Annotated in this window: 13 protein-coding genes; all 13 read right to left on the reverse strand. The window is 46.8% G+C overall.

Going from position 1 to position 12,737, the window contains the following annotated elements:
• Positions 1-97: 97 nt before the first annotated feature.
• Positions 98-1,168, reverse strand: a complete 1,071-nt coding sequence (atpB, locus tag ACESTD_RS17985) for a F0F1 ATP synthase subunit A (protein ID WP_009038492.1) — start codon at positions 1,166-1,168, stop codon at positions 98-100.
• Positions 1,152-1,571: a hypothetical protein gene (locus tag ACESTD_RS17990; RefSeq protein ID WP_005829126.1), complete on the reverse strand. Its 420-nt coding sequence runs from the start codon at positions 1,569-1,571 to the stop codon at positions 1,152-1,154. Before ACESTD_RS17990 ends, atpB begins: the two co-directional genes overlap by 17 nt.
• Positions 1,572-1,612: 41 nt before the next feature.
• Complete coding sequence (gene atpC / locus ACESTD_RS17995) at positions 1,613-1,861, reverse strand: ATP synthase F1 subunit epsilon (protein WP_034523421.1); 249 nt, start codon at positions 1,859-1,861, stop codon at positions 1,613-1,615.
• A gap of 19 nt (positions 1,862-1,880) precedes the next feature.
• Positions 1,881-3,416 carry a F0F1 ATP synthase subunit beta gene (gene atpD / locus ACESTD_RS18000; RefSeq protein ID WP_005829130.1) on the reverse strand — a complete coding sequence of 512 codons (1,536 nt, stop codon included), beginning with the start codon at positions 3,414-3,416 and terminating at the stop codon, positions 1,881-1,883.
• Positions 3,417-4,026: 610 nt separating this feature from the next.
• Positions 4,027-5,061: a UDP-glucose 4-epimerase GalE gene (galE, locus tag ACESTD_RS18005; protein ID WP_005836990.1), complete on the reverse strand. Its 1,035-nt coding sequence runs from the start codon at positions 5,059-5,061 to the stop codon at positions 4,027-4,029.
• Between the two features lie 131 nt (positions 5,062-5,192).
• A complete protein-coding gene (rsxA, locus tag ACESTD_RS18010; protein WP_008663551.1) occupies positions 5,193-5,771 on the reverse strand; it encodes an electron transport complex subunit RsxA in 579 nt (192 codons plus the stop codon).
• A 93-nt stretch (positions 5,772-5,864) separates the two neighbouring features.
• Positions 5,865-6,449 (reverse strand): electron transport complex subunit RsxE, encoded by a 585-nt coding sequence (gene rsxE, locus ACESTD_RS18015; protein WP_005829138.1) that lies wholly within the window; start codon positions 6,447-6,449, stop codon positions 5,865-5,867.
• 16 nt (positions 6,450-6,465) lie between these two features.
• Positions 6,466-7,131: an RnfABCDGE type electron transport complex subunit G gene (locus tag ACESTD_RS18020; protein WP_373159076.1), complete on the reverse strand. Its 666-nt coding sequence runs from the start codon at positions 7,129-7,131 to the stop codon at positions 6,466-6,468.
• Positions 7,128-8,120 (reverse strand): RnfABCDGE type electron transport complex subunit D, encoded by a 993-nt coding sequence (locus ACESTD_RS18025; RefSeq protein ID WP_005829143.1) that lies wholly within the window; start codon positions 8,118-8,120, stop codon positions 7,128-7,130. Before ACESTD_RS18025 ends, ACESTD_RS18020 begins: the two co-directional genes overlap by 4 nt.
• A gap of 6 nt (positions 8,121-8,126) precedes the next feature.
• Positions 8,127-9,464 carry an electron transport complex subunit RsxC gene (gene rsxC / locus ACESTD_RS18030; RefSeq protein WP_005829145.1) on the reverse strand — a complete coding sequence of 446 codons (1,338 nt, stop codon included), beginning with the start codon at positions 9,462-9,464 and terminating at the stop codon, positions 8,127-8,129.
• Positions 9,465-9,524: 60 nt separating this feature from the next.
• Positions 9,525-10,427 carry a Fe-S cluster domain-containing protein gene (locus ACESTD_RS18035; protein ID WP_005836987.1) on the reverse strand — a complete coding sequence of 301 codons (903 nt, stop codon included), beginning with the start codon at positions 10,425-10,427 and terminating at the stop codon, positions 9,525-9,527.
• A gap of 37 nt (positions 10,428-10,464) precedes the next feature.
• Positions 10,465-10,884, reverse strand: coding sequence for a SoxR reducing system RseC family protein (locus tag ACESTD_RS18040; RefSeq protein WP_373159075.1), 420 nt, complete (start codon positions 10,882-10,884; stop codon positions 10,465-10,467).
• 230 nt (positions 10,885-11,114) lie between these two features.
• Positions 11,115-12,554 carry a DUF3078 domain-containing protein gene (locus tag ACESTD_RS18045; RefSeq protein WP_008663544.1) on the reverse strand — a complete coding sequence of 480 codons (1,440 nt, stop codon included), beginning with the start codon at positions 12,552-12,554 and terminating at the stop codon, positions 11,115-11,117.
• Between the last annotated feature and the right edge of the window lie 183 nt (positions 12,555-12,737).

The following is a 12,737-nucleotide window of genomic DNA, read 5'->3' on the forward strand; positions in this document are numbered from 1 at the left end:
CTCTCTGAAAAATAAATGTTTTTATTGCTTATTATCCGCACCCAAAAAGTTGCATTTATAAGTTGAACTCAAGATATTTATATTCCCAATAATCGTATCACTTCACCGCCTTCTCCTTATGCTCTTCCTGCGCCAGACCGATGAACACGGCTGACAGCATGGTGAACACATATGCCTGGATAAAGGCAACCAACAACTCAAGTGCATTCATAAAGATATTGAACAACACCGATGCCACGGTCAGCGTTCCGTTCAAAGCAGGTCCCATACTGGCCGAGATGAATATCAGGCAGGTAAGCACCAGCATTGCCATGTGCCCTGCCAGCATATTGGCAAAAAGACGTATCATCAAAGCAAACGGTTTGGTGAAAATACCGAAGAACTCGATAAACGGCATCATGGGGACCGGTACCTTCAGCCACCAGGGCACATCCGGCCAAAAGATATCTTTCCAATAAGTCTTGGTTCCAAAGATATTCACGGCCAAGAAAGTACAGATGGCCAATACCATCGTAATGGCTATATTTCCCGTCACGTTGGCCCCTCCGGGAAAGAAAGGAATCAGCCCCATAATGTTGTTGATGAAAATAAAGAAGAAGGCCGTCAGCAAGTAAGGTGCGAATTTACGGTACTTCGGACCGACACAGCTCTTTATAATATCATCGTTCACCATCATGATAAACATCTCCATAAACCCGATGAAACCACCGGGAGCGGCACTTCCCTGCGGGTGCTTGCGATACCAGTGCGCCACACTCAAAATGATGAGAAGCAGCAATGCGCTGTTGATGAGCAAAGCCAGTGTCACCTTCGTGATGGAGATGTCCAACGGGCGTATTTCGTTTCCGGTGGCATCATACTCCACCAGCTTGCCTTCGTACTTGCTTCCTGCGGGAGCGATGGAAAAGCCTTCATAACTTCCACCGTTCTCCTCCAGACGTGAGGATAGAAAGGCATGCCATCCGGTGGTAGAGCTATGCACTATTACCGGCAAAGGAATCGTAACGTGAGTTTCGCCCCACGTCGTGATGTGCCATTCGTAAGAATCGCCGATATGCCCGAAGACAATCTCCTTCACGTCCACCGTATTCTCGGCCCGCACCGTGGCGGGTAGCAACATGCCCAGTGCCAGCAGAATTACAGTCAGTATGTTACGCAATCTTTTCATTGTTACTTTTCTTTTTCAGTTTCCGATTCGCCTCAAAAGTGAAGAAGAACCAGGAATCATAAATCAAATATATCAGATAGTTGGCTATAAACGTCAACAAAAACGCCCTGGCTTCCTCACGTACTGCAACGCAATAAACCAGCATCACAATCATGGAGACCAGCATTCTCATCACACGCATCAGCAGATAAATCTGCAACATTCGTCCTGGCATCCGGTGACGGCAGCTTTCGGTCATATTAATCATGAATACTCCGAAAACAAAGAAGAAAAGCGGAATCAGCGGATAACCGCCGAAATAGTGATGCGGATTTATCGAAAAATACGCCCAACCGCCTACAATTCCTATCAATACCGTCAAGAGCGCTGTATGCAATAAGTAGTTTCTCTTAGTAATAGTCACGCCAACAACCTCTATTTTTTAATTTTTAATTTTTTAATAGCCTATTGCTGTTCTATACAGACGGCAACCCTTCCGTTACTCATCTCCACGAATCCGCTTTGAATATCCAACTCATGTTCCTCACCGTCCGTTGCGTAAATCAATTTCCCCGTTCCCAACGATGATACAATCGGTGCATGCTGCGGCAGGATAGAAAAAGAGCCCATAGTGCCCGGCAATGTAACACTTTCCACTTCCCCGTTGAAGAGTTCCTTCTCCGGTGAAACAATATTCAAATGCAACTTTTTCATCATCAAAGCTCCCAGACTTTTAATTTTTAATCGTTTTTCCCCCTGCCTGCTCCAGTAGTTTCTTACCCTTCTCAATGGCTTCTTCAATGGTTCCCACATTCAAGAAAGCAGGTTCGGGCAGGTAGTCCACCTCTCCGTCAAGAATCATCTTGAAGCCTTTGATAGTGTCCTCAATGGAAACCATTGTACCTGGGACACCCGTAAACTGCTCGGCAACGGCAAACGGCTGTGAAAGGAAACGCTGCACACGACGTGCACGGTTCACCAACGTACGGTCGGCATCAGAGAGTTCCTCCATACCAAGGATGGAGATAATGTCTTGCAATTCCTTGTTGCGCTGCAATATTTGTTTTACACGTTGTGCCACTTCGTAGTGTTCTACCCCCACGATGTGTGGGTCGAGAATACGTGAAGTAGATTCCAACGGGTCCACAGCAGGATAAATACCAAGTTCAGTAATCTTACGACTCAACACCGTGGTGGCATCGAGGTGGGTAAACGTTGTGGCAGGTGCCGGGTCCGTCAAGTCATCGGCAGGCACATATACAGCCTGCACGGAAGTGATGGAGCCGTTTCTTGTAGAGGTAATACGCTCCTGCATGGCACCCATTTCCGTTGCCAGTGTCGGCTGATAGCCTACGGCAGAAGGCATACGGCCCAGCAAGGCCGAAACCTCGGAACCGGCTTGGGTGAAACGGAAGATATTATCAATGAAGAACAGAATGTCACGCGGACCGTCCGTCTCCGCTCCCATGTCACGGAAGGACTCGGCCACCGTCAACCCAGACAATGCCACGGACTGACGCGCACCGGGAGGTTCGTTCATCTGACCGAATATCAAAGACACTTGTGATTTGGCCACTTCGTCATAATCTACTTTGGACAAATCCCAATGGCCTTCCTCCATACCTTTCTTGAATTCTTCTCCGTAACGGATAACGCCGGATTCAATCATTTCTCTCAGCAGGTCGTTGCCTTCACGTGTACGTTCTCCTACACCGGCAAACACAGAGAAGCCGTGCTGCTTCTTCGCAATATTATTAATGAGCTCTTGGATAAGCACCGTCTTGCCTACACCGGCGCCACCAAACAGACCGATTTTACCGCCCTTGCTATATGGTTCCAGCAAGTCGATAACCTTGATGCCTGTATAAAGCACCTCTTGTACGGTAGTCAAATCTTCAAACTTAGGGGGGTCGCGATGGATGGGATAAGCACCTGTACGGTCCAACTCCTTCATGCCGTCGATAGAGTCGCCCACTACGTTCATCAGGCGGCCTTTGATTTGTGTACCTATCGGCATGGTGATGGGGCCTCCCAGCGGATGCACTGTCATTCCTCTCTGCAGGCCGTCCGTACTGTCCATAGCAACAGTACGCACCGTGTTTTCACCAATGTGCTGCTGTACCTCTACAATCAGTCTTTTGCCGTTCGACCTTTTTATTTCCAGTGCGTCGTGAATACTCGGCAACATCATTTCTGCCTCCGTTCCTTCGAAATAGACGTCTACTACAGGCCCGATTACCTGTGAGATATGTCCGACAATCTGTGACATAAGCAATCTTTTTATTCTATATTTCCTTAATTATTTTTCCCAATACTAAGTTGTAAGTCGCGTGTATCCTCATTAACAAGTCAGCCAAGTCGCGTCTTTCATCAGCTATGTACTCGTACCTATTAACGTTTGTCAGCTATGGTTTGTTCATCCCAATAGTTACATAAACAACAACGCAAATGTATAAACAATTTGCATGTAGTTGTTACCGTGTATAGCATTTTTTGAACAAAAAAGACTATTTTGAACGATTAATACTACAATTGGAACAAATTGTTACAGACATGATAACGTCAGTTAACAATTAGCAAGAAAAAGGAATTGCCCACCCATCTTATGAAAAAACACTGAATTGACAACAGAGGTTCTGTATATAATATACAAAAAATAAGCCTTGTCTCTCGACAAGGCTTATTCACAACACAAACACAAAATAAAACACGACAAAACTACTATGCAATCTTACCTGTCTATGCCGGGGAGGCATACGTACTAGTTACGGATATTCACATATACATAAACAGCTTCAGGCTGATTTGCACATTATAAACAAATGCGGGGAGGCATTTGTTTATTGCCTATTTGTTAAAAAACACAAATTCAAAGTTTGTCATTGAATACCTCTTTCACGAAGCTTCAACTGCCATTTCCATGCAGAAAGTAAAGTATCTTCAATACTTGTTTCTGCCTTCCAACCCAGTTCATTGTTTGCCAATTCCGGGTTTGCCCATACCTTCTCAATATCACCGGCACGCCGCCCTACTATCTGATAGTTCAGTTTTACACCGGTAGCCTTTTCGAAAGCATTAATCAGTTCCAATACGGAAAGTCCACGACCTGTACCGATATTGAATACTTCCACTTTTTCCTTCTGCTTGTTCTCCAAGATACGGCGGATAGCCACTACGTGTGCTTTGGCCAAATCGACTACATTGATGAAGTCGCGGATACAAGAACCGTCGGGAGTATCATAATCGTCACCAAACACGCTCAGTTTCTCACGGATGCCGATAGCGGTCTGGGTAAGATAAGGAATCAAGTTCTGCGGTACACCGTTAGGCAACTCTCCCAGCAATGCTGTGGGGTGTGCACCTATCGGGTTGAAGTAACGCAACAAGATGGCGTTTATCGGAGCACCGGAAGCAACCGTATCACGTACAATCTCTTCATTGATTTGCTTCGTGTTTCCATACGGAGACTCAGCTTTCTTAATAGGTGCCTTTTCCGTTACCGGAAGTTCGTCCGGCTGGCCGTAAACTGTGCAGGAAGAAGAGAATACGATACCTTCCACTCCATGCTTCGGCATCAATTCCAGCAGGTTTATCAGTGAAACCAGGTTATTACGATAGTAAAGCAATGGTTTCTGGACAGATTCACCCACAGCCTTGCTGGCCGCAAAGTGAATGATGGCTTTAATGCCTTTATATTTGGTAAACACAGCGTCAAGACCGGCATAATCCAAGCAATCCAATTCCTCGAATGCAGGGCGGATGCCCGATACCTTCTCTATGTTATCTACAACATCTGCGCTGGAGTTTGACAAATTATCAATAATAACAACTTCATAACCTGCGTTTTGAAGTTCCACCACCGTGTGAGAACCAATATAACCGGTTCCACCCGTAACTAAGATTTTCCCTTTCATATTAAATATAGATAATTTAGCTTTTAGGTTATCAATACGCCACAAATGTAAGGAAATAAATTAATAAAAACAGAAAAAGGGGGATAAATTTTAGTTTATCCCCCTTCCACTTTATTTCCGGTTTTTCTTCTTTAAATCTTCACAACCCCCGAAAAGCCCATGAATGCCATTGCCAGCAGTCCGGCAGTAATCAAAGCTATCGGAGTACCCTGCATACCTTTCGGTACACTAACCAGGCTCATTTGCTCGCGCAGGCCTGCAAACAGTGTCAGTGCCAAGCCGAAACCAAGTGCCGTGGAGAATGCATAAACCACTCCCGTCAGCAAATCATAATCTTTTTGGATAACAAGGATAGCCACACCGAGAATACAGCAGTTGGTAGTAATCAACGGCAGGAACACGCCCAAGGCCTGATACAGAGAAGGAGAAACTTTCTTCAGGATAATCTCTACCATCTGCACCAATGCGGCAATCACCAGGATAAAGGTAATAGTCTGCAAATAGCCCAAATCAAAAGCGTCGAGCACATACTTCTGAATAAGGAATGTCACGATAGTGGCGATGGTGAGCACGAATGCCACCGCTGCCGACATGCCCAATGCAGTCTCCACTTTCTTGGAAACTCCCAAGAACGGGCAAATTCCCAAGAATTGCGACAATACGATGTTGTTTACAAAGATTGCCGAGATAAATATCAATATATATTCCATAATCATTAAATTAAGAATTAAAAACTAAAAATTAAAAGCCCGGCAGCCTACCGCCGATACGTTCTCAATTTTTTCATTTTTAATTTTTCATTATTAATTCTTCTTCATACTGTTGATTAAAGCAATGAGATAGCCCAATGCGATGAATGCACCCGGAGCAAGGACAAATACCAACATGCCGTATTCTTCAGGAAGGATACTCAAGTTGAATATCTTGCCGGTTCCCAGGAACTCACGCACGGCACCCAGTAATGTCAGTGCAATGGTAAAGCCCAAGCCCATGCCCAGACCGTCGAACAAGGAAGCCACCGGATTGTTTTTGGCAGCAAATGCCTCGGCACGTCCCAATACGATACAGTTTACAACAATCAGTGGAATGAACAGGCCCAGTGTGGCGTACAATGCAGGAACGTAAGCTTGCATTATCATCTGCAACAGTGTCACAAATGATGCTATGACTACAATGAATGAAGGGATACGCACCATATCGGGAATCAGATTCTTGATGGCAGAAATCACCACATTGGAACATATCAGCACGAACATTGTAGCCAGTCCCATACCCATACCGTTAATGGCAGAGGAAGTGGTACCCAGTGTAGGACACATACCCAGCAGGAGTACAAACGTAGGATTCTCTTTGATAATCCCGTTCATCATAACTTTAAAATTATTCATATCTTCTACTCCTTTCTCATTTAGCGCTGAGTGTATCCACAGCTTCGGGAGCTGCGGAATCAGCAGGTTGTTCAACATTCTTTTGAGTAGCGCCGGTAGTGCCGTCGGCAGTTTCCTGACCGGCATAGGCAGCATAAGCCGCATTCACTGCATTCAAAAAAGCACGTGAGGTGATGGTAGACGCTGTAATGGCATCTACTTTACCACCGTCCTTGCTCACTGTCAATGCAGCTTCACCCGGATTCATGCCGGTGATGTCACCTTTATTGCCTTTCTTGAACCAGTCGGCAGCTTTGGAGCCCAACCCCGGAGTTTCCACATGCGACAACAAGGAGTAGTCGATGATTTTGCCTTCAGCATCGAAACCGACCAACACTTTCAGCTCACCGCCAAACCCCATGGCAACAGCTTCCACAGCAGCTCCGATATATTCTCCGCCTTTGGTGGCAGGATATACAGAATACTGTACTCCGTTTACTTCCTGCATCTTCTTCTCGGCGATGGGGTCATTGTCGAAGCCCGAAACCACCGCACTTACGGCATCGCTCAAGGTCTTTGCATTGGCCTGCGCAATGGGCTCCTTCGTCAATTCGTTTACATAAGCCAGCAACGCTACGGAGATTGCGGTAACGCCCGTAAGTACCAGCAACATATTCTTCAAGGATGATTCTAACTTTTTCATTTCTTCTTCGCTACCTCCCCAAAGCGTTTAGGTTTAACATAGGTGTTGATGAGCGGAGTGAACGCATTCATAATCAGAATGGCAAACGACATACCCTCCGGATATGCACCGAACAGACGGATGATGACAGTCAGTAGGCCGATGCAAACACCATAAATCAGCATACCTTTGTGGCTCATCGGAGAAGTCACGTAGTCCGTAGCCATAAAGACAGCACCCAGCATCAGACCACCGGACAACAACTGTACGACCGGGGATACATAAAGTTCCGGATTGACCAGATACATGATACCGGAGAACACGAATACCGTCACCAGAATAGATACCGGAATGTGCCAGGTGATGATTTTCTTCCACAACATGTAGAACAAACCAAGCAGCAGCGCCAAGGCACTCACCTCACCGAGACATCCTCCATTATTACCTATCAGAAGGTCGAAAGCTCCCGGAAGGTCGCTCAGGGACATGCCCGGAGCACCATTGATGACACCTTTCATAATAGCCAGCGGCGTAGCAGCCGTCGTGGCATCCGTATAGGCTGTCAACTGGCCTACAGCCGGCCATGTCGTCATCTGCACGGGGAATGAAAGCAACAGGAACACACGTCCTGCCAGTGCAGGGTTAAAGGGATTGCAACCCAAACCTCCGAAGGACATCTTGCCTACCCCGATGGCAAACAAGGCACCAAGGATGATAATCCAGATGGGCAGGTTGGAAGGCAGGTTAAAGGCCAGCAACACACCGGTAATGATGGCAGAGCCGTCGGTGATGGTTGTGGTCTCTTTTTTCATGAGGAATTTGCCGATGGCCCATTCAAAGAACAAGCAGGCTGCTACGGAAGTGGCCGTAACAATCAGCGCACCCAGTCCGAAAAAGTAAAGCGAAACAAGGAATGCCGGAATCAATGCGATAAGCACACCGTACATATTCTTCTTCACGCTGTCACCGCCGTGAACGTGGGGCGAAAGGGATACGATTAATTTATTCATACTTCGTTATTTTTTAGCTTGACGTGCACGGATCATCGCTCCTACCTTACCCTTACCCAAGCGGATATAATCCAGCATCGGACGGTTGGAAGGACAAGTGAACTGGCATGAACCGCATTCTATACACGACATAATGTCTTCTTTCTCTACTCTTTCAAAATCTCCGTGGGCCGAAACGGTAGCCAGCAGATACGGCTCCAACCCCATCGGGCAGGCTCCCACGCACTTGGCACAACGGATACAAGGCTGTACCTCGCCGCGCTTGGCTTCCTTCTCGTTCATAATCAGAATACCGGAGCTTCCTTTGGCTGTCGGTACATCCGTATTTACCAGAGCTTTACCCATCATCGGGCCACCGCCGATAATCTTGCCCGTATCTTCGGGCAGACCGCCGCAAGCTTCAATCAGCTGCTTCATCGGCGTACCGATACGTGCCAGGAAATTGGACGGCTTTGCCAACGACTTACCAGTCACGGTAATGACACGCTCAAACAGAGGTTTGTTCTTCTGTACGGCCTGGTAAACGGCAAATGCGGTACCCACATTCTGCACCACAGCTCCCGTGGAGATAGGCAGCGCACCGGCTGCAACCTGGCGACTGATGACAGCATCAATCAACTGCTTTTCACCACCCTGCGGATATTGTACCTTCAAGGGTACCACCTCGATACCTGCATAGCTGGAAGCAACCTTCGTCATCAGCTGGATGGCATCGGGCTTGTTGTTCTCAATGCCAATGAATGCCTTGTTCACCTTTACCGCTTTCATCAGAATGGATACACCTACCATAATTTCTTCCGCATGTTCCAGCATCAGCTGATGGTCGGCAGTCAGATACGGTTCGCACTCTACGGCGTTGATGATGACACACTCTGCCTTGAATGCAGGAGGAGGACACAACTTGACCTGCGTAGGGAAGCATGCACCGCCCAGACCTACGATACCGGCATCAGCGATTTTCTTCACGATTTCCTCGGAGGTCAGACTGCATTCCTTCACCAACGTTTCGGAACGGTCAATGGATTCTTCCCATTCATCCCCTTCTACGTCAATGAATATAGCAGGCTTGGCGTAACCGCTGGCATCGACAATCGTGTCAATCTTAGCGACTTTCCCGCTGACAGACGAATGAATGGCTGCTGATACAAAACCGCCGGGCTCGGCAATCTTTGTACCCACTTTCACAACATCACCTTTGGCAACGATAGGCTTGGCAGGAGCACCGATGTGCTGTCCCAGCAAGATAGCGGCCTTGGCCGGAATCTCTGCCTTGATGATAGGCTGATGTGCTGAAAGTTTATTTTCGTGTGGATGGACTCCACCAATTGAAAATGTCTTCAACATACAATTCTGTATTTTTAGTCGTTTATTTACTTTATTAATTCATACCTCAACTTGGGAAGTCTAAACCTCTGCTTTAGGAGTCTCAACCTCAGCTTTAGGAACTGCAACCTTTACTTGGGGAGCTGTATCGTCAGCCTTCGGTTTGCGCGGCGGGAAGTTGAGGGCAATGATTGTGTTTTGCGGACAAGCTTCCTCGCACTTGCGACAGGATTTGCACTTATTGGGGTCAATGTAAGCCAGATTGTTTTCCAGCGTGATAGCCTCGAACGGACAAACCTTCACACACTTGCCGCAACCGATACATGCCACGGTACAAGCCTTGCGTGCTACGGCCCCCTTGTCCTTGTTTACACACTGTACGTAAATACGACGTGATTTCTTGCCTTGAGGACGGATTTCAATAATAGATTTCGGACAAGCCTTGGCACAAGCTCCACAAGCCGTACACTTTTCCTCATCCACTTCGGGAAGTCCGGTCTCCGGATTCATGTGGATAGCATCGAACTGGCAGGCAGCCACACAGTCGCCGCATCCCAGACAGCCATAACTACAACCCGTTTCACCACCATAGAGAGAAGCCGCAATGGCACAACTCTTGGCGCCATCGTATTGGTTCACACGAGGACGGTTGGCACAAGTTCCATTACATCTCACCACCGCAACCATAGGTTCGGCAGCAGCGGCATCCAAGCCCAGAATCTCGGCAATCTTTGTCATGACGGGCTGTCCACCCACCGGACAAAGTTTACCATCCAGCGAACCTGCCTTTACGCAAGCATCTGCAAATCCGCTACAACCGGGGTAACCACATCCACCGCAATTTGCCTGGGGAAGCACCTCTGCTACCTGGGCAATCCGCGGATCTTCATACACGGCGAATTTCTTGGAAGCCACGTAAAGAATAGCGGCCGATACCAGCGCTATAACTCCCAATGAAATCACTGCAATCAGAATTACATTCATAAATTAGTTGTTTATTAATTATTTGTTTTATTATTAGTTAGTTCATCGGTCGTACGGAGAATGAGAACTTCTTACCCATCCGCGACTTGTTCAGCCACAATATATTATAATAAGGTACAAGAAGTGCTAGCGAACAAAGCGCGGAACGCAGCTCGTCATTCCAGATAGCCATAAAGACAAATAGTGAGATTATCAGAATAAGGAAAGGAAATATAAAGGCAAACAGAACTGCCATCACTCCCATTGAAAGTTCGCCCGTCACCCATACACGGTCGCCGGGCTGGTAGGATGCGGCATTGGCATCGGCCACATCGACAAGTTTCTCTTTCGTATCCGCAGAGGTACAATGTCCCTTGACACTACACGAAGCGCACGCTGAAGTCTGGATGATTCTCACTTGGAGATGAGAACCGTTTATGTTTTCCACAATACCTTGATGTTTTATAGTATTCGCCATTTTGCAAAGTGTGCATTACAAATCGCGGCAAATTTACGCATTATTTGTGAACTGCAAACCTTTCCTATGCATTTTCTGTGTTCGTAAACGTGCTTTTTCTATGTTTTTATGTTTTTTCACCTGCCACAGACTACAAAAAGACAAAAAACAGACGGTCTGTCAAGGAAAAACAGACCGTCCGACTAACCAAAACAGATAATCTGTTCACTCCGAACAGACCATTTGTTTATTTACCATTTATAATTGATACCGAAACTGAGCAATTCTTTTACCTGAAAATAGCTGTCCCCTTCCGTCGGCTTGGCACTGTCGTCATAGCGGGCGTGCACATAGAGCTTGGTGGAAAGATAGCGGTTCAGCACAAAGTTCACCGTGTTTTCCCATTCGATACGCGTCCACTCATAACTGGTCTGGAAGTCCAGGCGGGAATCCAGCGTAATGGAAGGAATGATGGTCCACGAAAGTGTAGGCTGTATCTGCGAACCGAAGTTATGCTTCACGCACTTGCCCTCCTCAAGACCGAAACTCACTTCATTCACACCCTTATTCCCCACATAGCGCAGCATGTACGTCAGCGGAGCCATGAAAACGGACAAGCTGAATTTCTGCTTCTTCAACTTGTAGTCCATACCGATACTGCTTGACCAGTCCGCCGGAGCAAAGAAAGCCGAAACCAGCTCTTCACTGTTGGCCTTGTAGCCATTGCAGAACTGGGTCTTAAACTCAGTCGTGATGGTATAATACCACTTGGACGCAGCTTGAATACCCAGTTTACTGTACAGCCGAAGCTGGTCGGTACTTACCAGATAGTTATGAAACTCGTCGGAAGGTGCGGAGCTGAAGCCCAGCTTGGCATCGAGCAGATTTTCCCACTGCACCTTTTCACGGTCATTATAGTTGGCAAACAATTGCAGGTTGGCAAGCACGGCGTTAGTGCTCTCACCTCCCTTGTACCAGTTGTCGGAGATATAGTTCTGGGTAATCTGCAACGAACCGTTTCCACCCGTCACCCACCAGTTGGGCTTGTGGATAATCACGTCGGCTTCCTCCTTCACTCCCACCATATTCTCCTGCGCAAACAGTTTCACGACGGACGGCTTGGAAGAAACCTCCTTCTCTATATTATCCTTGAATATCTTCCCTTTCATCACCTCCTTCTCGGTCATTACAACCAGATTGGGACAATTCACATACGTGTTCAGCAGCGTACGGTCCACCAGTTTGTTGGCTCGGTCCTTTGAGGTGAAACTCAGTGTGTCGAACGGCAACATCTCGCGCGTCAGGGCAGGCACCGTATCAGGCACCTGGAAATGCCAGTCCACCTTGGAAAGGCGTCTCATGGGAGCATAATAATAGGTAAGGGGAAGGAACAACCTATAGTAGTTCGGATTGGAAGGTATATAACGCTCCGGAGTCGTGGGGTCATTCAAATAATCCAGCACTCCGATATACCTTTCATATAATATGGAAACAGTATCCAGCCTGTACCCCATACCTTCCGGTTTCAATTTCAGAATCATGTATTCTTTCATTATATCCGGCAAGGTGTCGGCTTTGGCAGTTGTTTCCTGTCCACTGTTCTTCGAGGCGGTATCCAGCGTATTCTGTGCCATCACCGACGAAGAAATCATCGTAGCAATTAACCAAAATGCAATGTGTCTATTCTTCATAATGCCCTAAAGTCTATGTTTCGAGCGCAAATTTAGCTTAAAATGTTTAGAAAACATAGAAAAGCCATAAGAAAAAGGCAAGAAGGACTTTCTTCGATGAAATCGTATCTCTTGAGTTCAACTTATAAATGCAACTTTTTGGGTGCGGATAATAAGCAATAAAAACATTTATTTTTCAGAGAG

The sequence above is a fragment of the Bacteroides sp. AR20 genome (assembly GCF_964250605.1).
Classification (GTDB): domain Bacteria; phylum Bacteroidota; class Bacteroidia; order Bacteroidales; family Bacteroidaceae; genus Bacteroides; species Bacteroides uniformis.